Origin of the sequence: Arenimonas malthae CC-JY-1 (genome assembly GCF_000747075.1) — a bacterium.
In the GTDB taxonomy this organism is placed as follows: domain Bacteria; phylum Pseudomonadota; class Gammaproteobacteria; order Xanthomonadales; family Xanthomonadaceae; genus Arenimonas; species Arenimonas malthae.
In genome coordinates this window covers 1-23,362 of sequence record NZ_AVCH01000093.1, presented here as the reverse complement: position 1 = coordinate 23,362, position 23,362 = coordinate 1, and the positions used below count along the sequence as shown (strand labels likewise).

General features: G+C 71.3%; 27 protein-coding genes and 1 tRNA gene. 16 read left to right on the top strand and 12 right to left on the bottom strand.

Translation table 11 applies throughout. From position 1 onward, the window contains the following. Nucleotides 1-142 precede the first annotated feature (142 nt). Genes N790_RS05030 through N790_RS05010 form a run of 5 tightly spaced genes read left to right on the top strand, consistent with a single transcriptional unit; the run spans nt 143 to nt 4,456 of the window. Nucleotides 143-1,882, top strand: a complete 1,740-nt coding sequence (locus N790_RS05030) for a glutamine--tRNA ligase/YqeY domain fusion protein (protein ID WP_043801577.1) — start codon at nt 143-145, stop codon at nt 1,880-1,882. Further along, nucleotides 1,879-2,544 (top strand): CPBP family intramembrane glutamic endopeptidase, encoded by a 666-nt coding sequence (locus tag N790_RS05025; protein ID WP_052385699.1) that lies wholly within the window; start codon nt 1,879-1,881, stop codon nt 2,542-2,544. Before N790_RS05030 ends, N790_RS05025 begins: the two co-directional genes overlap by 4 nt. 11 nt (nt 2,545-2,555) lie before the next feature. Then, nucleotides 2,556-3,110, top strand: a complete 555-nt coding sequence (locus N790_RS05020) for a nucleoside deaminase (protein ID WP_043801574.1) — start codon at nt 2,556-2,558, stop codon at nt 3,108-3,110. Further along, nucleotides 3,100-4,146 carry a 23S rRNA (cytidine(2498)-2'-O)-methyltransferase RlmM gene (rlmM, locus tag N790_RS05015; RefSeq protein WP_043801572.1) on the top strand — a complete coding sequence of 349 codons (1,047 nt, stop codon included), beginning with the start codon at nt 3,100-3,102 and terminating at the stop codon, nt 4,144-4,146. Before N790_RS05020 ends, rlmM begins: the two co-directional genes overlap by 11 nt. Further along, nucleotides 4,136-4,456, top strand: a complete 321-nt coding sequence (locus N790_RS05010; protein WP_043801569.1) for an EF-hand domain-containing protein — start codon at nt 4,136-4,138, stop codon at nt 4,454-4,456. The genes rlmM and N790_RS05010 overlap by 11 nt, the downstream gene beginning before the upstream one ends. An 83-nt stretch (nt 4,457-4,539) precedes the next feature. Here N790_RS05010 and N790_RS05005 read toward each other — a convergent pair whose 3' ends face one another. The 9 genes from N790_RS05005 to rsmD form a co-directional block, all read right to left on the bottom strand. Continuing rightward, on the bottom strand, nt 4,540-4,935 hold the full coding sequence (locus N790_RS05005) for an MAPEG family protein (protein ID WP_043801566.1): 396 nt from the start codon (nt 4,933-4,935) through the stop codon (nt 4,540-4,542). A gap of 9 nt (nt 4,936-4,944) precedes the next feature. Then, nucleotides 4,945-6,351, bottom strand: coding sequence for an alkaline phosphatase PhoX (locus tag N790_RS05000; RefSeq protein ID WP_043801564.1), 1,407 nt, complete (start codon nt 6,349-6,351; stop codon nt 4,945-4,947). A 46-nt stretch (nt 6,352-6,397) separates the two neighbouring features. Further along, nucleotides 6,398-6,826 (bottom strand): DUF4920 domain-containing protein, encoded by a 429-nt coding sequence (locus N790_RS04995; protein WP_043801561.1) that lies wholly within the window; start codon nt 6,824-6,826, stop codon nt 6,398-6,400. Nucleotides 6,827-6,838: 12 nt separating this feature from the next. After that, nucleotides 6,839-7,729 carry an MBL fold metallo-hydrolase gene (locus N790_RS04990; RefSeq protein WP_043801560.1) on the bottom strand — a complete coding sequence of 297 codons (891 nt, stop codon included), beginning with the start codon at nt 7,727-7,729 and terminating at the stop codon, nt 6,839-6,841. Nucleotides 7,730-7,739: 10 nt separating this feature from the next. Beyond that, on the bottom strand, nt 7,740-9,440 hold the full coding sequence (gene ggt / locus N790_RS04985) for a gamma-glutamyltransferase (RefSeq protein WP_211251952.1): 1,701 nt from the start codon (nt 9,438-9,440) through the stop codon (nt 7,740-7,742). Then, nucleotides 9,437-9,697, bottom strand: a complete 261-nt coding sequence (locus tag N790_RS04980; protein WP_043801557.1) for a YfhL family 4Fe-4S dicluster ferredoxin — start codon at nt 9,695-9,697, stop codon at nt 9,437-9,439. Before N790_RS04980 ends, ggt begins: the two co-directional genes overlap by 4 nt. Before the next feature lie 61 nt (nt 9,698-9,758). Beyond that, entirely contained in the window at nt 9,759-10,265 is a 507-nt protein-coding gene (locus tag N790_RS04975) for a hypothetical protein (protein ID WP_043801554.1), read from the bottom strand. Between the two features lie 26 nt (nt 10,266-10,291). Then, nucleotides 10,292-10,789, bottom strand: a complete 498-nt coding sequence (gene coaD, locus N790_RS04970) for a pantetheine-phosphate adenylyltransferase (protein ID WP_043801552.1) — start codon at nt 10,787-10,789, stop codon at nt 10,292-10,294. Between the two features lie 5 nt (nt 10,790-10,794). Further along, on the bottom strand, nt 10,795-11,412 hold the full coding sequence (gene rsmD / locus N790_RS04965) for a 16S rRNA (guanine(966)-N(2))-methyltransferase RsmD (RefSeq protein WP_043801549.1): 618 nt from the start codon (nt 11,410-11,412) through the stop codon (nt 10,795-10,797). 57 nt (nt 11,413-11,469) lie between these two features. On the opposite strand from rsmD, the gene ftsY reads away from it, so the two are divergent. Genes ftsY through N790_RS04945 form a run of 4 tightly spaced genes read left to right on the top strand, consistent with a single transcriptional unit; the run spans nt 11,470 to nt 15,001 of the window. Then, entirely contained in the window at nt 11,470-12,543 is a 1,074-nt protein-coding gene (gene ftsY / locus N790_RS04960; RefSeq protein ID WP_156969940.1) for a signal recognition particle-docking protein FtsY, read from the top strand. Next, nucleotides 12,544-13,695: an AsmA family protein gene (locus tag N790_RS04955; protein ID WP_043801548.1), complete on the top strand. Its 1,152-nt coding sequence runs from the start codon at nt 12,544-12,546 to the stop codon at nt 13,693-13,695. Beyond that, a complete protein-coding gene (mutY, locus tag N790_RS04950) occupies nt 13,692-14,732 on the top strand; it encodes an A/G-specific adenine glycosylase (protein WP_043801545.1) in 1,041 nt (346 codons plus the stop codon). Before N790_RS04955 ends, mutY begins: the two co-directional genes overlap by 4 nt. After that, nucleotides 14,729-15,001, top strand: coding sequence for an oxidative damage protection protein (locus tag N790_RS04945; protein WP_043801543.1), 273 nt, complete (start codon nt 14,729-14,731; stop codon nt 14,999-15,001). Before mutY ends, N790_RS04945 begins: the two co-directional genes overlap by 4 nt. Before the next feature lie 5 nt (nt 15,002-15,006). Here the strand turns inward: N790_RS04945 and N790_RS04940 are convergent, their stop codons facing one another. Further along, complete coding sequence (locus N790_RS04940; RefSeq protein WP_043801540.1) at nt 15,007-15,468, bottom strand: DUF6491 family protein; 462 nt, start codon at nt 15,466-15,468, stop codon at nt 15,007-15,009. Nucleotides 15,469-15,660: 192 nt separating this feature from the next. On the opposite strand from N790_RS04940, the gene N790_RS04935 reads away from it, so the two are divergent. Beyond that, a tRNA-Phe gene (locus N790_RS04935) sits at nt 15,661-15,736 on the top strand. A gap of 58 nt (nt 15,737-15,794) precedes the next feature. Here the strand turns inward: N790_RS04935 and N790_RS04930 are convergent. Next, on the bottom strand, nt 15,795-16,292 hold the full coding sequence (locus tag N790_RS04930) for a YgjP-like metallopeptidase domain-containing protein (protein ID WP_043801539.1): 498 nt from the start codon (nt 16,290-16,292) through the stop codon (nt 15,795-15,797). Between the two features lie 72 nt (nt 16,293-16,364). Between N790_RS04930 and N790_RS04925 the strand changes: the two genes are divergently transcribed. From N790_RS04925 to N790_RS04915, 3 genes are all read left to right on the top strand, one after another. Continuing rightward, nucleotides 16,365-16,913 (top strand): DUF2058 domain-containing protein, encoded by a 549-nt coding sequence (locus N790_RS04925; RefSeq protein ID WP_043801536.1) that lies wholly within the window; start codon nt 16,365-16,367, stop codon nt 16,911-16,913. Nucleotides 16,914-16,924: 11 nt separating this feature from the next. After that, entirely contained in the window at nt 16,925-17,260 is a 336-nt protein-coding gene (locus N790_RS04920) for a hypothetical protein (RefSeq protein WP_052385698.1), read from the top strand. A 70-nt stretch (nt 17,261-17,330) separates the two neighbouring features. Continuing rightward, nucleotides 17,331-17,864: a lipocalin family protein gene (locus tag N790_RS04915; RefSeq protein WP_043801533.1), complete on the top strand. Its 534-nt coding sequence runs from the start codon at nt 17,331-17,333 to the stop codon at nt 17,862-17,864. Nucleotides 17,865-17,924: 60 nt separating this feature from the next. On the opposite strand, the gene N790_RS04910 is transcribed toward N790_RS04915, so the two are convergent. After that, nucleotides 17,925-20,426: a S8 family serine peptidase gene (locus tag N790_RS04910; RefSeq protein WP_043801531.1), complete on the bottom strand. Its 2,502-nt coding sequence runs from the start codon at nt 20,424-20,426 to the stop codon at nt 17,925-17,927. Nucleotides 20,427-20,676: 250 nt separating this feature from the next. Here N790_RS04910 and N790_RS04905 point away from each other — a divergent pair, with 250 nt between their 5' ends. The 3 genes from N790_RS04905 to N790_RS04895 all read left to right on the top strand — a co-directional run. Then, entirely contained in the window at nt 20,677-21,501 is an 825-nt protein-coding gene (locus N790_RS04905; protein WP_052385697.1) for a DUF6689 family protein, read from the top strand. A gap of 82 nt (nt 21,502-21,583) precedes the next feature. Next, on the top strand, nt 21,584-22,465 hold the full coding sequence (locus N790_RS04900) for a GAF domain-containing protein (RefSeq protein WP_052385696.1): 882 nt from the start codon (nt 21,584-21,586) through the stop codon (nt 22,463-22,465). Further along, nucleotides 22,462-23,362: serine/threonine-protein kinase (locus N790_RS04895; protein ID WP_156969939.1), on the top strand; the 901-nt coding region annotated here is incomplete at its 3' end. The genes N790_RS04900 and N790_RS04895, both read left to right, overlap by 4 nt.

Below are 23,362 nucleotides of genomic sequence, written 5' to 3'. Positions count from 1 at the left end.
TTCGCAAGCGCCACTCTCCCCGTTTGTGCATGCAGCCCCCTGCCCGGCGATTCTAACCCCGGCCGCGGCCGGGAATCAGCCGGGGCCGCGCCGGCGCGCCGAGCCGGTAAACTACCCGCCTTCCCACGCCCCATCCGGACGCATGACCGCCACCCCCGCCCCCACCGACGCCGCCACGCCGGAAAAGAACGACTTCATCCGCCAGATCGTCCGCGAGGACCTGGCGTCCGGCAAGCATGCGTCCATCCGCACCCGCTTCCCGCCGGAGCCCAACGGCTACCTGCACATCGGGCACGCCAAGTCGATCTGCCTGAACTTCGGCATCGGCCGCGAGTTCGGCGGCCCGGTGAACCTGCGCTTCGACGACACCAACCCGGCCAAGGAAGACCCCGAGTACGTCGAGGCCATCAAGGAAGACGTGCGCTGGCTGGGCTTCGAGTGGGCCGAACTGCGCCATGCCTCGGATTATTTCGAGGTGTTCTACCGGGCCGCGCTCAAGCTGGTCGAGGACGGCAAGGCCTACGTCTGCGACCTCGACGCCGAGCAGGTGCGCGCCTACCGCGGCACGCTCACCGAGCCGGGCCGCAATTCGCCCTTCCGCGAGCGCAGCGTCGAAGAGAACCTCGACCTGTTCCGGCGCATGCGCGCGGGCGAGTTCCCCGACGGCGCCCGCACCCTGCGCGCGAAGATCGACATGGCCAGCGGCAACATCAACCTGCGCGACCCGGCGATCTACCGCATCAAGCACGTGCCGCACCAGAACACCGGCGACGCCTGGCCGATCTACCCGATGTACGACTACGCGCACTGCCTGTCGGACGCGCTCGAAGGCATCACGCATTCGCTTTGCACGCTCGAGTTCGAAGACCACCGCCCGCTGTACGACTGGTTCGTGGACAACGTCGACCTGGTGCGCAACCCGCACCTGTACCAGCCGCTGGTGGACGCCGGCTTCAGCGTGCCGGCCGCGAAGCCGCGCCAGATCGAATTCTCGCGCCTGAACATCAACTACACCGTGATGAGCAAGCGCAAGCTGCTGGCGCTGGTGCAGGAAGGCCTGGTGGCGGGCTGGGACGACCCGCGCATGCCCACCCTGCAGGGCCTGCGCCGCCGCGGCTGCCCGCCGGCGGCGCTGCGCCTGCTGGCCGACCGCATCGGCATCAGCAAGCAGAACTCGCTCATCGATTTCTCGGTGCTCGAAGGCTGCATCCGCGAAGTGATGGATTCCGCCAGCCCGCGCCGCATGGCCGTGGTCGACCCGCTGAAGCTGGTGGTCACCAACCTGCCGGAAGGCCACGCCGAATCGCTGCGCTTCGCCAACCACCCCAAGGACGCCAGCTTCGGCGAGCGCGAGGTGCCGTTCTCGCGCGAGCTGTGGATCGAGCGCGAGGACTTCATGGAAGTGCCGCCCAAGGGTTTCCACCGGCTGGTGCCGGGCGGCGAAGTGCGCCTGCGCGGCGTCGGCATCGTCAGGTGCGACGAGGTGGTGAAGGACGGCGACGCCGTGGTGGAACTGCGCTGCACGCTCGACCCCGATTCGCGCGCCGGCCTGCCGGGCGCCGACCGCAAGGTGAAGGGCACCATCCACTGGGTCGGCGCCGCGCACGCCGTGGCCGCCGAGGTGCGCCTGTACGACCGCCTGTTCTCGGTGCCCGACCCGGACAAGGACGAGGCCGGCAAGACCTACCGCGACTACCTCAACCCGGCCTCGGTGCGCGTCGTGCGCGGCTGGGTCGAACCTTCCGCCGCCGCGCTGGCGCCGGAGGACAGCGTGCAGTTCGAACGCCTGGGTTATTTCACCGCCGACCGCCGCGACCACGCGCCGGGCACGCCGGTGTTCAACCGCACCGTCACCCTGCGCGACACCTGGAGCAGCAAGTGACGCCAGCGGCCACGCGCCCGCGCTGGCCGTGGCCGCTCGCCCTGCTGGCGTTCGTCGCCATCGGCGCACTGTGGCTGGTGCCGGGGCTGGCGTTTCCATGGCGCGGCGGGCTGGTGGCGCTGGCGGTGCTGGCGGTCACCTTCGCGGAATACCGCAGCCTGCGCCCGCTGGGCCTGGCCTGGCCCTGGCCGCGGCATACGCTGGCCTGGATGCTGGGTGCCTTCGTCGTGCTGGAGCTGGTGATGGACCTGCTGGTGCAGCCCGGCATCGCCGCCGCCACCGGCGAACCCACCGACTATTCCGCGTTCGCCGCGCTGCAGAGCAACACGCCCACCACGCTGCGTTACCTCGCAGGCATGTGGCTCAGCGCCGCCCTGGCCGAGGAGCTGTATTACCGCGGCCAGGTCTTCCTGCTCGCCGACCGCCTGCCCGCGGCCGCGCGCACGCCCGTGGCCGTGCTCGCCGGCGCCGCGCTGTTCGCGGCGCCGCATTCCTACCAGGGGCTTTCGGGGCTGCTGGTGACCTTCGCTTTCGGCCTGGCCTTCGCCGGCGTGTTCGTGCTGGCCCGCCGCAACCTGTGGGTCACCATCGGCGCCCACGGCCTGGTGGACACCCTTTTCCTGCTGCTGGCCTACGCGGGCGGCCTGTCCTGGTACGCCTGACGGTGACATCGATGATCTACGCCCAGCTCCACCTCACCCTGCCCGCCTGGATCCACGACGAAGTGGACGCCAGCCGCAGCTATCCGGGCACCGAGGAAAAGGTGGCGCTGGCGATCCAGCTCTCCCGCCGCAACGTCGACCACCGCAGCGGCGGCCCCTTCGGCGCGGCCGTGTTCAGCGGCGACCGCCTGGTGGGCGTGGGCGTGAATCGCGTGGTGCCGCACAACTGCTCGGCCGCGCACGCCGAGGTGATGGCCCTGGCCACCAGCCAGCAGCGTTTGCAGAGCTACCGCCTGAACCAGGCCGGCGAACGCATCACCCTGGCCACCTCGGCCCAGCCGTGTTCGATGTGTTACGGCGCGGTGGTGTGGGCCGGCATCGACGAACTCCTCATCGCCGCCCGCGCCGACGACGTGCAGGACCTGGCCGGCTTCGACGAAGGCCCGCTGCCCGCCGACTGGAAGGGCGAACTTGAAAAACGCGGCATCGCCGTGCACACCGACCTGATGCGGGACCACGCGCGCGACGTGCTGCGCGACTACGGGGAGAGCGGCATTGTCTACTGAAGGCCTGCTGGCCTACTGCCGCCCGGGCTTCGAGCCCGAACTGGCCGCCGAGCTGGGCGAACGCGCCGCGGCCGCGGGTTTCCACGGCTACGCGCGCGCCGAACGCAACACCGGCTACGTGCAGTTCCTGGGCGTGGAGGACGGCGCCGCGCTGTCGCGCGCCCTGCCCTGGTCCACGCTCATCTTCGCGCGGCAGAAGCTGCGCCTGTTCGCCGACCTGCCCGACATGGACCCGAAGGACCGGATCGCGCCGATCATGGACGCGCTCGGCGGCCGCGGCCGCCATGGCGAGGTCTGGGTGGAGCACCCCGATTCCGACGAAGGCAAGCAGCTCGCCGGCCTGGCCCGCGCGCTGGGCAATGCCCTGCGCCCGGCGCTGCGCCAGCGCGGCCTGGTGACCGACAAGGACGACCCGCGCCTGCCGCGACTGCACGTGCTGATGCTGGCGGGCAACCACGCCCTGCTCGGCAGCGCCGACCCGAAGGACGCCTCGCCCTGGCCGCTGGGCGTGCCGCGCCTGCGCGCGCACGCCGATGCGCCCAGCCGCTCCGCGCTCAAGCTCGAGGAGGCGCTGATGTGCCTGCTCACCGACAAGGAGCGCGAGGAATTCCTCAAGCCCGGCATGAACGCCGCCGACCTCGGCGCGGCGCCGGGCGGCTGGAGCTGGGTGCTGGCGCGCCGGCACATCCGCGTCGCCGCCATCGACAATGGCCCGCTGGCGCAGAGCGCGCTCGACACCGGCGTGATCGAACACATCCGCGCCGACGGCTTCCGCTGGCAGCCTCCCAAGCCGCTGGACTGGATGGTCTGCGACATGGTCGAGTCGCCGGCCAAGGTGGCCGACCGCATGGCTACCTGGTTCCGCGAGGGCTGGTGCAAGCGCGCCATCTTCAACCTCAAGCTGCCGATGAAGAAGCGCTGGGACGAAACCCGCGACTGCCTGCAGCACTTCGTCGACCACGCCGGCCGGCCGCTCACGCTGCGCGCCAAGCAGCTCTACCACGACCGCGAGGAAATCACGGTCTATGCGGGCTAGCCTGCTCGCGCTGCTGCTGGCCCCGGGCCTGTCGGCGGCACAGGACGGCGATTATTTCGCGCGCGTCGACCTCGACGGCGACGGCCGCGTGTCGCGGCATGAATTCCTCGAGCGCATGAGCTTCGCGTTCCGGCAGATGGACGCCAACGGCAACGACGTGCTCGAGCCGCACGAACAGCACCTGCCCGACGCTGGCACCCTCACCCTGGCCCAGCACCACGAGCGCTTCGGCGCCCAGTTCCAGCGCCAGGACGCCGACGGCGACGGCTACCTGAGCCGCACCGAACTGCTCGCCCCACCGCGCCGCTGAGGCGTGGCTTTTGTAGGAGCGGCTTCAGCCGCGACCGCTCTTCGCGAAAAGCGGTCGTGGCTGAAGCCGCTCCTGCATGGTAATCAGGCGGCTGGCAGGGACTGCAGGTAGCCGATGATGGCGAACACGGCCATCGCGATCATCAGCAGCAGCGTCAGCAGGGTGCCGAGGAAACGGCCCGGGCTGCTGCCGGCGCTGCGGCTCAGGCCCCAGGCGTGCAGCAGGCGCGACACCAGCAGGGTGGCGCCGAAGCCGTGGATGGCCGCGTCGGGATAACCGTTGAGCTCCATGCCGCCGAGCAGCAGCAGCGCCAGTGGCAGGTATTCCACCGCATTGGCGTGCACGCGGACGCGGCGGTTGAGCTCGCCGTGGCCGCCGTCCCCCAGGCCCACCTTGAACTTCACCCGGTAAGCCATGACGCGACCCGCGAGGAACAGGACCAGCAGGGTGCAGAGCGCGGCATAGAACAGGGTGATCATCGGGCGTCCTCAGATGAGGCCGGGTTTCCAGGGGCCGGTGATGGCCACGGTGAAACCCGGCTCGTAGATGTTGGCGAACAGCCATTTTCCGTCGGGCGAGAAGCAGGCGCCAGCCCACTCCTCCTCGCGGAAGTCGCCGCTGAAACCGCGGAAGCCGTCGAGCACCACGTTGTTGCGGCAGAACTCGAACAGGCCGCCGTCGCCGGTCATGCCGTACAGGCGCTGCACCGGCTGCTCGGAATCCTCGCAGATCACCAGGCCGCCGCGCGGGCTGAGGATGATGTTGTCGGGGTAGTCGAGCACCTCCGGCGAAGGCGACTCGAACGCGAGCTCCAGCAGGCCTTCGGCCGGGCGGTAGACCCAGAGCTGGCCGCAGCCGGCGTCGCCGCCGTTGGTGGAAGTGAAGTAGACCTTGCCTTCGCCGACGATCACGCCTTCCAGCCGGGTGAACACCGAGCCGCCGTTGGCCACGCCCTGGCGCACCAGGCCGCCCTCGTCGCCGTCTTCGGCGAGGCCGCGATCGGGATGCTCGATGTCGACCCAGCGCACCTTGAACACGTCGCCGGGGCGCCGGCCCGTGCGCAGGTCGGCCGCACCCTCGGCCCGCAGCATCTGAAGCCGGCCGCCCCGCACCAGTTCGCCGGCCACGCGCGGGATGAAGCGATAGAAGCCGGCCACGGGCTTGTGGTCCTCGGTGAGGTAGACGATGCCGTCGCGCGGATCCACGGCGGCGGCCTCGTGCTTCATCTGGCCCAGGCCGACCAGCGGCTCTGCGCGCGACAGGCCCCGCCCCGGCACTTCGAAAACGAAGCCATGGCTTCGCTTCATCTCGTGCGTGTACTCGGGCGTGACGCGGACGCGCTGTCCCTGGTCGAGCACGATCTCCTCGCAGGACAGCCAGCTTCCCCAGGGCGTGGTGCCGCCGGCGCAGTTCACCAGCGTGCCCGAGAGCGAGGGCCGCGCGTCCACGAAACGGCCGCGGGTGGTGTCGAAGCGCAGGGTGACGGTGCCGCCGCGGCAGTCGGGGTCGTAGGTGGCCTCGGCGGGCGCGAAACTCCCGCCCGGATCCGCGGTGATCTCATGGTTGCGCACCAGCGTCACGACGTCGCCGTCGGCGACCACCACGCCCATGCCGTCGTGTTTGCCCGGACAGGCCTGGCCGGGCGCGATCTCTTCGCCTTCCCAGCCAAACGTGGTGTAGCTGAAGCCCTGCGGCAGCTGCAGCAGCGGCAGCCCGGTGGCCCGGTCCTTCACCGGCGCCAACGGGCCGTAGCCCGGGTGCACCAGCGAGGTGTGGCCCGCCTGCGCGAGCAGCCTGCCCACGGGGCCCAGGCCCAGCGCGGCGGCGCCCAGGCCAAGGCCGCCCTGCAGCAGGCGGCGGCGGGAAATCAGCGGCGTGTCGTCGTGAAAGCTCATGGTCTTGCCTGGCATGGACGACCGCTGATTACAGCAGGCGCCTGTATCACTGCTGTGACGGTGCGGCGTCGGGCAGGCTGATGGCGGTGGCGACGATGCGCAGCTCGCGCGCGGCCGGCGCCTTGGCGCCGTCGTCCTCGACCAGGTGGCGGGCGTGTTCCTCGCTGATGGGCTCTTCCTCCAGCACGCCGTAGGCCACGGCCGGGCCGCTGGCGTCCTTGGGCACCGCGAAGCCGTGGTCCCTGGCCATCACGCGGGCGCTATGGCCGTCCTGCTCCATCACCACCCAGCAGCCCTGCTTCTGGCAGACCTCGGTGATGCGGCCGCTGAACTTGCCCGGCTTGCCGGCGTACTGCGACGGGTTCGCGGCGGCGGTGGCGATGGCCACGGCCTCGCCTTCCGGCATCGGCTCGCCGTAGTTGGCGGCCAGGGCCACCGGGCTCAGGAACAGCAGGGTCGGAAGCAGCAGGCGCATCGTCTTGGGTCCTCAGGCGGCCAGGGGGCGGGCCGCCAGCGCGGCGACCTCGTGGGTGGTGGTGAACTTGCCCTTCGCGTCCTTCGCCAGCTGGGCCAGGGCGCAGCCGGGGTCGTGGGTGAAGTACAGGTGCACGTTGCGCGCCAGCTTGTCTTCCAGGAAGGCGCGCTTTTCGTCGACCAGCATTTCCGGGAAGCGGTCGTAACCCATGGTGATGGGCACGTGCACCCAGGGCCGGCCGGGGACCAGGTCGGCGCAGAACACCAGGCCGCCGTGCGGCCGGCCGTCGGCGCCGGGGGCGCCGCAGATCTCGGCGAGCATCAGGCCCGGCGTGTGGCCCTGGCTGAAGTGGAAACGCACGCTGTCGCCCAGCGCCGCGCAGTGCTCGCCCGACACCAGCTCCAGCCGGCCGCTGGCTTCGAGCAGGCCGGTGAGTTCGGGGATGAAGCTGGCGCGGTCGCGCGGGTGCGGGTTGAGCGCGCGCTGCCAATGTTCGGCGCCCACCACGAAGGTGGCGTTCGGGAACAGCAGTCCGGGTGCGTGGCCTTCGCGCCAGGGCGCCAGCAGGCCGCCGGCGTGGTCGAAGTGCAAGTGGCTGAGCACCACCACGTCCACGTCCTCGTGCGAGAAACCGGCTTCGGCCAGCGAATCGAGCAGCACGTGCCGCTCCTCCACCACGCCGTAGCGCTCGCGCAGCTTCGGCTCGAAGAAGGCGCCGATGCCGGTTTCGAACAACACGGTCTTGCCATTGAGCGGGCTGGCCAGCAGCGCGCGGCAGGCCAGGTCGATGCGGTTGGCGTCGTCGGGCGGCGACCACTGCGCCCACATCGCGCGCGGCGCGTTGCCGAACATCGCGCCGCCGTCGAGGCGCTGCGAGTTGCCCAGGATGGACCAGAGTTTCATGGCGGGCTCCTTATCGGTAGACCGAGGCTTCGCTGGACGAGCCCTTGCCCACGCCCTTCCAGCGCGGGTCGGTGCCGGCTTCCACGGCACCGGTGGCGCGGTTCCACAGCACCACCTGCATGTTGCCCCAGGTGCTGTCGCGGGCGTCGATGGCGTGGCCGCGGGCCTTGAGCGCCGCGATTTCCGCCTCGGTGAAGGCGCCGGGCTCGACCGAGATCGCGTCCGGCAGGTACTGGTGGTGGTAACGCGGCGCGTCGGCGGTGGCCTGCGCGCCCTTGCCGTCGAGCAGTTCCAGCACGCCCAGCAGCACCATGGTGGTGATGCGGCTGCCGCCCGGCGTGCCCAGCACGGCGGTGCGCTCCGGGCCGATGACGAAGGTGGGCGTCATGGACGACAGCGGGCGCTTGCCCGGCGCGATGGCGTTGGCGTCCTCGCCCACCAGGCCGAAGGCATTGGGCACGCCCGGCTTCACCGAGAAGTCGTCCATTTCGTTGTTGAGCAGGAAGCCCGTGCCCGGCACCACCACCGCGTTGCCGTAGGGCAGGTTCACGGTCTGGGTGACGGCGGCCAGGTTGCCTTCGGCGTCGACGATGGAGAAATGCGTGGTGTCCGGGCGCAGCGGCGTGGCGTTGACGCCGGGCAGCAGGTCGCTGGGCGTGGCCTTTTCCGGGTGGATCGAAGCGCGCAGGCCGGCGGCGTAGTCCTTGCCGGTGAGCATGGCCACCGGCGCCTGCACGAAGTCCGGGTCGCCCAGGTACAGCGCGCGGTCGCGGTAGGCGCGGCGCATGGCCTCCACCGTGAGGTGCGTTCGCTCGACCTTGCCCAGGCGCGGGTAGTCGTAGCCTTCGAGCACGTTGAGGATGGTGGCCAGGGCCACGCCACCCGAGGACGGCGGCGGCGCGGTGACGATGTCGTGGCCGCGGTGGCGCAGGCGGATGGGTTCGCGCTCGACCACGGCGTATCCGGCCAGGTCGCGCTCGCTCCAGATGCCGCCGGCGGCGCGCACGCCCTTCGCCAGCTTGCGCGCGTACGCGCCGTGGTAGAAACCGCGCGCGCCCTTCGAGGCCAACAGCTCCAGCGTGCGGGCGTAGTCCTCGTTGCGCATCAGCGTGCCCTCGGCGGGCACCTGGCCGTTGCGCAGGAACAGCTTCGCCGCGGCCGGGCTGCGCGCCAGCACGTCGCGGCGCCAGCCGAGCATGGCGGCGTTCTTGGGGCCGAAGCGCCAGCCTACGCGGGCCAGGCGGATCGCCGGCGCCAGCGACTTCGACAGCGGCAGGCGGCCGTACTTCGCGGCCAGGTGGTCGAGCGCGGCGGGCATGCCGGGGATGGCCGCGGCCAGGGCGCCGTTCACCGATTTGTCGCGGTCGGCGTTGCCGGCGGCGTCGAGGTACATGTCGCGGCTGGCGGCCAGCGGCGCGCGTTCGCGGGCGTCCACGAACACGTCGCGGCCATCCTTCGCCACGTGCAGCAGCAGGAAACCGCCGCCGCCCAGGCCCGAGCTCTCCGGCTCCACCAGGCCCAGCGTGGCGCTGACCGCGATGGCGGCGTCGAAGGCGTTGCCGCCCATGGCCAGCACTTCCATGCCGGCGTCGGTGGCGTAGGCGTTGGCGCTGGCGATGCCGGCCTGGGACGGGCGGTCGGCGCGCGCGGGCGCGTCGGCGTGGGCCAGCGGCGCGAGCAGCAGCAGGCCGATCAACAGCAGGCGGGTCATGCGGCGGATTGTCCTCGGGTGAGCGCGTGGTACTTGGCGAGCAGCTGCTCGCGCGTCTCCGGGTTGCCGGCGTCGAGTTCGATGCACTCCACCGGGCAGACGACCACGCACTGGGGTTCGTCGAAATGACCCACGCACTCGGTGCACAGGTTCGGGTCGATTTCGTAGATGGTCTCGCCCTGGCTGATCGCGGTGTTCGGACAGGCCGGGGCGCAGACGTCGCAGTTGATGCAGAGCTGGTTGATCAGCAGGGACATGGGGGTCGTCCCGGCCGTGTGCGGGAACCCGCCGCGCGGGCGGGTTCCCGGCGGGCCAGGCTTACTTGGCCTCGACGAAGATGTACTTGGCGCCGGCGGCTTCGACGGCGGCCTTCACCCGCTCGTTGTCGGCGGCGTTGCCGATGAACAGCACCTGCGAACCCTTGAGGGCGGTCGGCTCGGCGCCGGTGAAGGCGGTGACGATCAGGTCGGCCATCTTGGCGCTGTCCGGCGAACCGAAGGCCAGCATGTTGCCCGGCAGCACCGTGCGCTGCACGACGGCGGCGACGTTCTCGAGCTGGCGGTCGTACATGGTCTTGCCGTCCTGGTCGCCTTCGGCCGGGGTGGCGGCGTTCATCGGCAGGTAGTACGGGAAGACGCGGTCGGTGACGCCGGCCTGGTTCTGGCCCACCACCTGGCCCAGGTATTCCTTCCAGGCCATGTCGTCGGTGCCGGCCGGCGCGACCAGGGCGGCGGGTTCGTTGGACGGGGCTTCCTCGGCCTTCTGGCAGGCGGAAAGCAGCAGGGCGGAGAGCAGCAGGGCGACGGGAGCGAGAGCGCGGGTCATGGCGGTACCTCTTTTGTGTGTTGGGCTTAGGAACGCTTCCACCGGGCGGCCAGGGCCTGCGCGACGGCCGGGTGCACGAACCCGGAGACGTCGCCGCCGAGCCGCGCAACCTCGCGCACCAGGCTGGAAGAAATGAAACTGTGTTGTTCGGCGGGCGTCAGGAACAGCGTTTCGACGTCCGGGATCAGGTGGCGGTTCATGCTGGCCATCTGGAATTCGTATTCGAAGTCCGACACCGCGCGCAGGCCGCGCAGCAGCACGCCGGCGCCCATGTCGTGCACGAAGTGGGCCAGCAGCGAGTGGAAGCCCACGACTTCGACGTTGGCGTGGCCGGCCAGGGCGATGCGGGCCAGGTCGACCCGCTGCTCCAGCGGCAGGGCCGGGCCCTTGCCGGGGCTTTCGGCGATGCCCACGATCACCTTGTCGAACAGCGGCGAGGCCCGGGCGACCAGGTCGATGTGTCCGTTGGTGATGGGATCGAACGTGCCGGGATAAACCGCGACGCGGGTTCGGGCCAGGCTCATGCCGATCAGTCGCCCTGCGGGGTGGATTCGGCCTGAAGTGTAGCAGCGGAATCCGGCGCCGGCCGCCCTTCCGACCGCAACAGCGCATATCGCACCTCGCGGGTGCGGCCCTCGCGGTGCGGCAGCCAGCCCGGCGGCAGCGAAGGCGACACGTTCTGCGGCGATTCGACGTAGATCCACGCCCCCGGCGCCAGCCACGGGCCCAGCAGCGCCGCCGCCGACTCCCACAGGCCGGCCTCGAAGGGCGGGTCCAGGAACACCAGGTCGAAGGCCTGGTCGGGGGCGCGCCGCAGCCAGGCCAGCGCGTCGGCGGTGTCCACGGCCACGCTGGCGGCCTTGAGCCGGGCGGCGCTGTCGCGGAGGGCCTGGGCCAGGCCGGGGTCGCGTTCCACCAGCCGCACCGCCGCCGCCCCGCGCGAGGCGGACTCGAAACCCAGCGCGCCGGTGCCCGCGAACAGGTCCAGCACCCGCGCCCCGGCCAGCTTCGGCTGCAGCCAGTTGAACAGGGTTTCGCGCACCCGGTCCGAGGTGGGGCGCAGGCCCGGCCGGTCGGGCACGGGCAGCTTCGAGCCGCGCAGCTGGCCGGCGATGATTCGGACGGTGCCCGGGGGACGCGGGTTCATCGGAGGGGCAGGAAGCCGGGTGGTAAGATTCCGGCCATTGTCCGCGAAAGCAGCGCGATGTTCGATTTCCTGAAGAAAAAGCCCGAGAAACCCGAGCCGGCCAAGCCCGCCGCGGCACCCGCGCGCGCCGGTTTCAGCCCCGACGACCTGGCCCGCGCCTTCACCGTGCACCAGGAGGAAAAGGCCGCCCGCGCCGAAGCCGAGCGCGCCGAAGGCCGCGAGGCCATGAAGGGCGTGCTGGGCGGCAGCCTGTTCGCGCGCAGCCTGGGCGGGCTCTTCTCCCGCAACCCCAAGCTCGACGAGGACCTGCTCGACGAGATCGAAACCGCCCTGATCGGCGCCGACGTGGGCGTCACCGCCACCACCGAGATCGTCGAGCGCATGCGCAAGCGCATGAAGGCCCGCGACTTCGCCGACGCCCAGGCCCTGCTCACCGCCCTGCGCAACGACCTGCTGGCCATGCTGCGCCCGGTGGCCAAGCCGCTGGAAATCGACCCGGCCGCCAAGCCCTTCGTCATCCTCACCGTGGGCGTGAACGGCGTCGGCAAGACCACCACCATCGGCAAGCTGGCGCGGCGTTTCCAGCTCGACGGCCACAGCCTGATGCTGGCCGCCGGCGACACCTTCCGTGCCGCCGCGGTGGAGCAGCTCAAGATCTGGGGCGAACGCAACCACGTGGCCGTCATTGCCCAGGGCCAGGACGCCGACCCGGCCTCGGTGGCCTTCGATGGCCTGCAGGCCGCCAAGGCCCGCGGCATGGACATCCTGATCGCCGACACCGCCGGCCGCCTGCACACCCAGCAGGGCCTGATGGCCGAACTGGGCAAGATCCGCCGCGTGCTGGCCAAGCTCGACGAACGCGCGCCGCACGAAGTGCTGCTGGTCATCGACGGCACCACCGGCCAGAACGCACTCAACCAGCTGCGCCAGTTCCACGCCGCCGTGCGCGTGACCGGCCTGGTGGTGACCAAGCTCGACGGCACCGCCAAGGGCGGCGTGGTGTTCGCGCTGGCGCGCGAGTTCGGCCTGCCGATCCGCTTCATCGGCCTGGGCGAAAAACCCGAGGACCTGCGCGTGTTCGACCCGGAAGGTTTCGTCGACGCGCTGCTGCCCGGCACGCTCGGGGCCTGAATGGTCACGGCGCCGCGCAAGCGCCGCTGGCCGGTCTATCTCGCGGTGCTGGCCGTGGCGCTGCTGCTGGGCGCCTGGTGGGTGAACCGCGCGCTGGAACCGCAACGCCTGGCCGCCACCGTGCTGGCCAGCGTAGGTGAATCACAGGGCCTGGAGATCAGCTTCACCGGCACGCCCGAATACGCGCTGCGCCCCGAACCGCGCCTGCTGCTGGAAGGCCTGGTGGTTCGCCAGCCCGGCGCCGCCGCGCCGCTGCTCACCGCCGCGCGCGCCGAGGTTTCCCTGCCCTGGGACACCGTGCTGGGCGAAGGCCCGGTGGTGGTCACCCGCATCGAACTGGCGCGGCCCGCGCTCGACCTGGCCGCACTCGACGCCTGGCTGGCCACGCGCCCCGACACCGGCCCCGTCGAAGTGCCCACGCTCACCCGCGGTCTCCAACTCACGGCCGGCACCGTGCAGGGCGACGGCTGGCGCCTGCAGTCACTGTCGGTGGACCTGCCCGCGCTGTCGCCCGGCAAGCCCGCCAAGGCCGACGTGGCCGGCGAGTTCGTGCAGGGCGACACCACCCTGCTCTTCACCGGCCCGCTGGCGCTGGAAACCGCGGGGCTCGCTTCGCCGCTACGCTTCGAGGGTGGCGGCAAGCTGCGCAGCGGCGAGCTCGACGCGCGCTGGTCGGCCACGCTCGACGGCCGCCTGGACCTCACCGGCGCCAGCAGCGTGCTCGACATCGCCGCGCTGGAGTTCAAGGGCGAATCGCCGCTGCCGGAGCTCACCAGCAAGGGCCGCCTGGCGCTGGGCGACACGCTGGCGCTGGCGCTCGCGGGCCAGCTGGCGAATTGGCCGGAAGGCTGGCCGCCGCTGCCCGAGCCCTTCGCCTCGACGCCGATGCCGCTCGATTACGAGCTCGCCTACGACGGCGCCACCGACTTCTCCACGCCGCTCACCCTGGTGGTGTCGCGCGAGGAAACGCGGCTGGATTCGCGCTTCTCGCTCACCGGACTGCTCGCCTGGCTGGAAGACGACGGCGGCAACCCGCTGCCGCCGCTGCAGGGCACGCTTTCCACGCCTTCGCTGGTCGTCGAGGGCTTCACGCTGGAAGGCGTAGAAGTGCGGCTGGGCGAGCCCGCCGAAGACACCCCGACCGAAGAATGAGCGAGTTCGCGCAACGCCTGCTGCAGTGGTTCGACCGCGACGGCCGCCACGACCTGCCCTGGCAGCACCCGCGCACGCCCTACCGGGTGTGGCTGTCGGAAATCATGCTGCAGCAGACCCAGGTGCAGACGGTGATTCCCTACTACGCGCGTTTCCTGGACGCGCTGCCCACCCTGCCCGACCTAGCCGCCGCCGACACCGACCGCGTGCTGGCGCTGTGGGCCGGCCTGGGCTACTACGCCCGCGCCCGCAACCTGCACAAGGCCGCGCAGGTTTGCGTGGCCGAGCACGGCGGCGATTTGCCCGCCGATTTCGAAAAACTCGCCGCCCTGCCCGGCATCGGCCGCAGCACCGCCGGCGCCATCCTGGCGCAGGCGCACGGCCAGCGTTTCCCCATCCTCGACGGCAACGTGAAGCGCACGCTGGCGCGTTTCCACGGCATCGACGGCTGGCCCGGCGGTTCGGCGGTGGAAAAGGCGATGTGGACGCTGGCCGAGAACCACCTGCCCGATACCCGGCTGGCCGACTACACCCAGGCCATCATGGATTTCGGCGCCACGCTCTGCACGCGCCACGACCCGGCCTGCATGCTCTGCCCGCTGCAGGACGACTGCGTGGCGCGCCGCGAGGGCCGCGTGGAACAACTGCCCGAGGCCAAGCCCGGCAAGCCCCTGCCCGAACGGCGCACGCTGATGCTGCTGGTGCACGACGCCGGCGACCGCATCCTGCTGGCGCGGCGACCGGCCAAGGGCGTGTGGTCGGGCCTGTGGTCGCTGCCCGAGGCCGAAAGCCACGACGAGGCGCGCGAATTCCTGTCGCGGCACGCGCCCGCGGCCTTCGACGCCGGCGAGGCGCTGCCGCTGATCGAACACGTCTTCAGCCACTACCGCCTGCACATCGAACCGCTGCGCTGGCGCGTGGCCGACACCGCCGCGGAAACCGGCGACAATAACGACCTGCGCTGGCAGCCGCGCGAGCGGCTGCACGAACTGGGCCTGCCGGCCCCCGTCAAGAAACTGCTGGGAAACCTGCCATGAGCCGCACCGTGTTCTGCCTCAAGACCCAGGCCGAGGCCGAGGGCCTGGCCTTCGTGCCCTGGCCCGGCCCGCTGGGCAAGCGCGTGTTCGAGAACATCGGCCGCGAGGCCTGGCAGCAGTGGCTGGCGCACCAGACCATGCTGATCAACGAGAACCGCCTGTCGCCCATGGACCCCAAGCACCGGGCCTTCCTGGAGGCGGAGATGGAAAAATTCCTATTCGGCGATGGCGCCGAAAAGCCCGCCGGCTACGTGCCGCCGGCGGGCTGAGGCGCTTACTCGGCGATGCCGGCGTCGCGCTCGGCCTGGCGCCAGGCCTTGACGTCCACCTCGCGCAGGTCGTCGATGCGGCAGCGCAGGCCGTTGTCGCCCACCACGTAGCCGTTGGCGGTGTTGAGCGTGTCGTTGAGCACGTCGAAGCCCAGCTTCCACTCGCGTTCCAGGCGGTTGCAGGCCGGGGAGTCGCGCACGGTGACCAGCCAGGCCTTGAACGGGGTCTCCCAGACCAGCAGTTCGAGCGGGCCGACCACTTCGTAACCGTGCATCGGGCGCAGGAAGCGCACGCGTTCCACGGATTCGCCGGCGTTGGCGCGCAGCAGTTCCAGGCGCTTCTCGGCCTTGCTGGCCGGGGCGGCGCGGGTGGCGGGTTCGGTCGGCGGCTCCACGGCCAGGGCCGGCAGGGCCAGGCCGAGCGAAAGGGCGAAGGCAAGCGAAGTCAGGGCGAGGCGGGCGTTCATGGCGGGTCTCCTTGGGCGATGGCCGTGCAGGGCCATGCACCCAACCCTACTCCCGCCCGCGTGAAGCGCCCATACGCCGCCGGCGGGGCATTCAGTACGCATTTACGGCCTCCCCCGGCTTGCCTCGGCCCGCCTGCCTCGGCTATGATCTCGCGCTCGCCCGGGCCCTGCCCCGCGCGTCGCCAGACTCCTGGCCGAGTAGCTCAGTTGGTAGAGCAGGGGATTGAAAATCCCCGTGTCGGCGGTTCGATTCCGTCCTCGGCCACCATCATCCAAACAAAGGCCTGCGTGCAAACGCAGGCCTTTGTTTTTGCGCCGCGGAAAGCTCAGGCCCCGCCCTGCTCCCGCTGCGTCAGCCACAGTCGCAGGTCGAATTCGAGCTGGTGGTAGTCGGCGGCCATGTGGGTGCACAGCGCGTAGAAGGCCTTGTTGTGCTCGGCTTCCTTCAGGTGCGCCAGTTCGTGCACCACGATCATCTTCAGGAACTCGGCCGGCGCGTCGCGGAACACGGTGGCGATGCGGATCTCGCGGCTGGCCTTGAGCCGGCTGCCCTGGACGCGGGAAACGGCGGTGTGGGTGCCCAGTGCGTGTTTCATCACCTGCAGCTTGCCGTCGTAGGCCACCCGGGCCAGCGGCACCGACTGGCGCAGGTGGCGGTCCTTGAGTTCCTGCACGTACTCGTAGAGCTGGCGGTCGCTGCGCACCGCGTGCGCCTGCGGGTATTTCTCCGCCAGCATCGGGCCCAGGCGGCCCTGCCCCAGCATTTCGCGCACCTTCGCCTGCAGGGGTTCGGGGTAGCCGGCGAGGTACTTCAGGGCGGTCATCGGCGGCGGGGAAAGGGCGTGGGCGGCGGGCGGAGGCTATGATGTCGCGGAATTCCCCGGCAAGACAGCACGATGGCCAAGCCCAACCCCCTCCAGGAACAGCTGCTCAAGGCAGGCCTGGCCAAGAAGTCCAAGGTGGCCGAAGTCGCCCGCGAGCAGCAGAAGGCGCGGCTGGGCAAGGCGCCGTCCGATGCGGCGGAGATCCAGCGCGAGGCCGAGCGCGTGCGCCTGGAGAAGGTGGAACGCGACCGCGCCCTGGAAGCCGAACGCCGCGCCAGGGCCCGCGCCGGCGAACTGGCCGCCCAGGCCCGGCAAATCATCCAGGACAAGAAATTGCCGCGCACCGGCGAGAGCGAGTACCGCTTCCCCGCCGACGGCGCCATCCGCACCGTGCTGGTGGACGACGACCAGCGCCGGAAGCTGGCCGCCGGCAGCGTGGTCATCGTGCGCTTCGGCGACCGCTACGAACTGCTGCCGCGCGCCGCCGGCGAAAAGGTGCGCGAGCGCGACGCCAGCCTGGTGGTGCTCGACCACGGCCAGGCCAGCGAGACCACCCCCACGAGTTCCGAGGACGACGCGTACTACGCGCAGTTCAAGGTGCCCGACGACCTCATCTGGTGAAAGGAAAGCCCATGGCCATCCCGGCCGACAAACTCGGCGAACCGCACGCCCAGCTGCGCGACGCGCAGGGCAAGCTGCTCGGCGGCATCGTGTTCAAGGACGGCCAGTGGGTGCTGGGCCTGGACGGCCGCATCGTGGGCGAATCGCACAGCGCCGCGCACGTGCTGGCCATCCTCAAGCGCGCCGCCGCGCTGGCCCGTGCCGAAGGCCGCGAGGCCACGCTGGTGTTCTCCGCCACGCTGCGCGCCGCGGCGCACCAGGAAGCCGCCGCGCAGGGCCTGGACTTCGACGCTTTCCAGGAAAAGCTGGCCGCGGAAATGAACGCGCCGGCAACGCCGGGCGACTGATCGCGCCGCGTTCACGGCCCGACGCCGGGCGCGGGCGTAGCCTCGGGGCAGGTTTCCCCAGGAGCACGCCATGGTCCGCACCCTCTTCCTGATCGCCGGCCTGCTGGCCACGTCCGCCGCCTCGGCGCAGGCGCTCAAGGCCGTGCCCGAGCTGGACGTGCAGCGCTACGCCGGCACCTGGCACGAAATCGCCCGCCTGCCCAACCGCTTCGAAAACATGTGCGCCGGCGACATCACCGCCACCTACACGCCGCTCGAAGACGGCCGCATCCGCGTGGTGAACGCCTGCCGCAAGGCCGACGGCAGCCGCCAGTCGGTGGACGGCATCGCCCGCCGAAGCGGCGAACGCGCCGCCGAGCTGGAAGTGCGCTTCGCCCCGGCCTGGCTGTCCTTCCTGCCCTTCGTCTGGGCCGACTACTGGGTGATCGCCCTGGACCGCGACTACCAGTGGGCCATCGTCGGCGAACCCGACCGCGACTACCTGTGGTTCCTCACCCGCGAACCCACCGTGGACGCCGCCACCTTCGAGTCGCTCAAGGCCCGCGCCCGTTCGATGGGTTACGACCTTGGCGACCTCGTGGTGGTCAATCCGCCCAAGCCCTGAAAGAAGGGCGGCCCGCCGGAGCGGGCCGCCCAGTGCAGGCACGGGGACTGAAGGGGGTCGTCAGTCCTCGGCGGCCTGGAACTGCGCCTGGTAGCGGCCGGCGGCCACGGCATAGGCGGCCCGGGTCACCGGCTTGCCGGGATCGAAGTAGGCCACCACCTGCGGCTGCAGGTCGAACGGGCCCTGCACGATGGCGAAGCGGGCGTTGAGCACGCCGGTGTCCAGCGCCAGCTGGGCATAACCGCGCAAGCCGGCCGGGATGTCCGCGGCGTCGAGCACCGGGACGCGGCGGCCGTCGTAGAAGGCGGTCACGTCGCCGCTGAAGGCCCGGGCCTGGTCCTGCAGGCCCTGCGCCTGCACCAGGGCGTAGGCGAGGTCGGCGCGGTTGACGCCGGCGCTCGGCTTGAAAGCCCCGTTCACCAGTCGCATCACGCCGTCCTGGTTCCAGGCGCGGTCACGCAGCGGCGCACCCTTGGCGACCGCGGCCTCGGCGTAGGCATAGAACGGCGAGTCGACGCTGACGTCGCTGACGGCGCGGCCCCCATCGAGCGGCAGCGACTGCCGCACGCTGGCGCCCATCAGCAGGTACTGGGCCAGCTCGGCGCGGTTGATCGCCTGGTCGGGACGGAACTTGCGGTCCGAATAGCCGTCCACCAGGCGGTTGGCGACGGCGAACTCGATCGCCTGCCGGGCCGGGTGGCGGCCGATGTCGTCCAGGCCGGTGTAACCGGCGCTGCGCAGGAAGCTGATCTCGCCGTTGACGGTACCCGGCGCGGCGTAACCATTGGTCGCCCCGGCCGGATCCAGCGCCACGCCGGACACCGAACCGATGCCGCGCACGGTCACCGTCCAGGTGCCGGGCTTGCCGGGCGCACCGGTCACCGCCGTGTCGCCCAGCACCGGCAGGGTGATCGACGAGCCGTAACGCACGCCATCCGGGTCGGTCAGCACCACGGCGATGGTGTTGGCATCCACCTGGGCGCGGGCGGCGACCCAGGCCACGTCCTCGCCGACTTCGAAGCTCTGGCTCTCGACTTCGCCGACCGGCGAGAAGAACACCGAGAACGGCACCGGCTCGCCGCCCGGGGAAAGCAGGGCATTCGCGTTGAACTCGCGCAGCAGGTTGACGGTGCGGCCGTAGTCGTCGCGCAGGCCCTGCGCCATGGCCACGGCGGCATAGGCGTTGACGTGGCCGGCGCCGGCCTCCCAGGCCAGCCGGCCGGTCATGTTGGTCGCGGTCTGCTCGAGGATGGCCTTCACTTGCGCCGGCGTCAGGCCCGGGTTGGCCTCGAGCATCAGGGCGACGATGCCGGCGACGTGCGGCGTCGCCATCGAGGTGCCGCTCATGTGCGAATAGAACGGCAGGTGCTCGGGCGCGAGGTTGGCCGCGTCCTGCTCGGCCGCCAGCGGCGGCAGCGCACCGGTCAGCGCGCGGGTGGACACGATGTCCACGCCGGTGGCGACGATCGTCGGTTCGTTGAAGTAGGTCCACTCGCGGCCGTCGGGCATGGTGAAGGTGCCGGATTCGCCGCGCTTGCCGCGCGAGGAGAACGAGGTCAGCACGCCGTCCTTCTCGCCGGCACCGACGGAAACCACCCACGGGGCCTGGGCATACGGGTTGTGGGTGTCCTCGCCCGGGCCGTCGTTGCCGGCGGCGAACACGCTGACGATGCCGCGCTTGTAGAGCTCGTAGGTGGCCACGTTCACCGGGTTGAGCGGGTCGAACTTGCCCGAGCTGCCCCAGGAGTTGCTGGTCACGCGGATCGGCGAATCGAAGGTGAACTGGTGGGTGGCGGCGTAATCAAGGCCACCCACGGCGTCGAGGATCAGCAGCACGCCGCCGGAACCGTAGCCGACCATGTCGGCGCCGGGGGCGACGCCGCGGTACAGGCCGTTGGAACGCTCGCCGGTGCCGCCGATGGTGCCGGCGCAATGGGTGCCGTGGCCGGAGCCCAGGTCGGTATTGGGCTGGCCCTCGAGGTAGGTCATCGGCACGAAGCCGGGCGCGGCGATGTCCGCCAGCTCGGCCAGGATGTTCTGCGGCGCGAGCACGTTCTCGACCACGTTCTCGCCGAACTTCAGGTCCTCGTGGGTGGCGTCGATGCCGGAGTCGTTGACGACGACCGTCACGCCGCGGCCGCTGTAGGGAATCGCGCGGCCGAAATCGCCCGGGCGCTCGACCACGCGGGCCGCGCCCGAGATCTCGCGCTGCTCCTTGTTGAAGAAGCGGAGCGGTGCGTTGGCGTAGATCGAAACCACGTCGTCGCGACGGCGCAGCGCCTCGATCTCGACCGGGGTGGCAAGCGCGCCGGCGATCGGGAGCGTGTGCATGGTCACGCCCTTCTCGATGCCGATGGCCTCCAGCGCGCGGACCTGCTCGGCGCTGACCGGGCCGGACTGGCCGTAGGTGACGACGATCTGCAGTTCGTCGGTGGGCAGGGCCGAGGACAGCTGGTCCACCAGCTGCGGGTCGAGGCGGGCCTCGGCCAGGGCGACGCCACTGGCCAGCAGGCCAACGGCGAGCGCGGAGACACGGAAGCGGCGGGACGTGCGGGATGACATGGCGACTCTCCGGGAAGGGCGCGTCCAAGGCGGACGCAGTGAAGGTCCGCAGAGCCTCCGCCCGGCGGCGGGCCCGTCCCATCCGGCAGAGCCCCCAGGGGAACTGGGGGAAATCACCTACAGACAGGGGCTTGAATCCTCCCTACCCTGCGCTAGAGTCAAAGCCAAAGGCCCCGGGGCCAGGAAACCGCGGGCCGGCGCATCCTTCTTACTTGCAGCGCATCGGACGCGCGGTTCCAGGGGGTTCCCGATGAGCACGTTGTCCCGCACCTTCGCATTGGCCATGCTGCTGGCGGCCCCGGTCGCCCAGTCCCAGTCCCTTCCGGTGGCCGTGACCGCCGCTGGCGACACCGCCACGGTGGTGGTTGGCAACCCGACGGCGCCGCTGGCGGAAGTCCAGCTCGATTTCGACGATGCCCAGGGCCTTTCGCCGGCCTCGCTGGGCGTCGCCGCGGACCTGGTTGCCGTGAATTCGCCGGCGCTGCTCGCCCGCCTGCCTTCCGGGCTGGTCACGGTGCCGGCCGAACTGCCGGCCATGGTGGCCGTCGAACCGCCCGCGCTGGGCGGCCTTGCGTTCGAACGCCGCGTGCACGTCGAGCTGCACACCCATGCCCTGCCCTACACCGCCGGCTCCCGGTTCCGCCTGTTCAAGGCGCCGTTGGGCGGCGCGTTCCGGGACGTGACCTCCGCCGTCGAACCCGGCAGCGTGCGCACCCGCGGCACCACCGGCGGTTTCTCCCAGTTCGTGGTCGTGCTCGACCTTCGCCCCACCGACGCGGTGGTGGCGGAGAAGCTCGACTACCTGCGCGCCCAGGCCGACCTGTTGGCCGCCACCGAAGCGGAACCGCTTCACGCCCTGATCGACGAGGTGGAAGTGGCCGTCGCCGACGGTCAATTCGCGGACGCGATGGCCGGCGTGGACGCGCTGCGCGCACGCGTGTCGGCGCGCGCCGGCCTGCACATCCCCGAACAGTGGCGGGCGACGCGCGACCTCGCCAACATCGCAGGCGAACTGCTGTCGGGCCTCGACACCCTGGCCTTCAGCATCGGCTACCTGCGCGACTACGGCCCATGAGGGGCGGGCGGCGCCGCACGCCGCGCTGAGCCGACCGCGCCGCCCCTGCCCCCGCTGGCGTGTGCGGGGGCTAAGATGGGTCATGCCTGCACGCCTGACCGCTTACCTGCCGGAGCAAGCCGCGGCCGAGTTCTACCTCGCCACGGGGGAGCAGGCGCGGGTCGGGCGCACGCCCGAAAACGACATCGTGCTCGGGCATCCGTCGGTATCGCGCGCGCATGCCCGCCTCGAGCCGGTGGCGGCTTCGTGGCGCCTGCGCGACCTGGGCAGCAAGAACGGCAGCACCGCGAACGGCGGGCTGCCCACGGACGAGCCGCTGGGGGAACATGCGTGGCTGCGGTTCGGTGACGTCACCTGCGAATTCCGGCTGCTCGACGACGCGGCGCTCGCGCGTGCCCGGCAGGAACAGGGCAGCCGGCAGCACGCCTCCGCCGTGCACCAGCGCAAGCTCGAACAGTCGCGCGCACTACCCGACCTGCTGCGCGGCACGCTGGCGGCCGTGGTCGAGCTGGCGGGCTGCGAACGCGGCTTCCTGCTGGTCATGGGCCCCGAGGGCCCGGAAGTCCGCGCCTGGCAGGGTCTGGATGCCTCGGTCCTGGCCGCGCCGGCCTTCGCGGGCAGCGCCGGGGCCGTGGAACAGGCCCTGCGCGAACGGCGTGCCGTGGTGCTCAACGACGCCAGCCAGGATGCCTGCCTGGGTGCCCGCGCTTCCGTGCTGGCCGGCGGGATCCGTGCGCTGGCGTGCCTGCCGCTTGCGGTGGGCGACGAAGTGCTGGGCCTGGTTTACGCCGACAGTCGCGAGCCCGGCCGCGCCATCACCGCGCTGGACCTCGCCCTGCTGTCGGCCTTCGCGGAACGCGCCGCCCTCTGGCTCGCCGCGCGTCGAAGCGAGCTGCAGCTCGCCGATGCGTCGCGCGCCGCCTGGCCGCGGCTCACGCCGGCGCCCCGCGGGGACGGCCGGTGACCGGCACCGACCGCAGCGGTTACGCCGCCACCCTGACCGGGCAGTTCGCCGGCGCCGAACTCACGCCGGGCACGGTGCTCGGCGGCCGCTTCGAAATCCGCAAGTTGCTCGGCATCGGCGGCATGGGCGTCGTCTACCTGGCCCACGACCAGGACCTGGGCGTGCCGGTCGCCCTGAAGCTGCTGCGTCCCGAGCTGGCCTCGCGGCCGGAGGCCTTCGAACGCTTCCGGCAGGAGATCCTGCTTGCCCGGCAGGTATCGAGCCCGCAGGTGGTCCGCATCCACGACCTCGCGCGCCACGAGGACCGCTGGTTCATCAGCATGGACTTCGTCGACGGCGAATCCCTTGACCGCCGGCTCGCCCGCGAGGGCCCGCTGCCCGTGGAGGAGGCGCTCGCCATCACCCGGCAACTGGCCGGCGGCCTGGCGGTGGCGCACGCCAACGGCATCGTGCATCGCGACCTCAAGCCTTCCAACGTCCTGCTCGATGGCCAGGGCAAGGCCCTGATCAGCGACTTCGGCGTGGCCCGTTCGCTGGGAACCAGCGGGCTGACCCAGTCCGGCACCATCGTCGGCACGCCCGACTACCTGTCGCCCGAGCAAGCCCGCGCGGCGCCCGTGGACGCCCGCAGCGACCTGTACGCGCTGGGCCTGATCCTCTACGAGATGCTTGCCGGGCAGCCGGCGTTTTCCGGCGGCACGCCGGCCGAGTCGCTGAGCCAGCGGTTGCTGCGCACGCCGCCGCGGCTGGACAAGGTGCGCGCCGACGTGCCCGCCTGGGTCGCCCGGCTGGTCGACCGGCTGCTCCAGCCGGCACCGGCGCGGCGGTTCGCCGATGCCGCGGCCGTGATCTCGGCGATCGACGCGCGGCACGTGCCGCGCGACCTGCGCCCCGGCC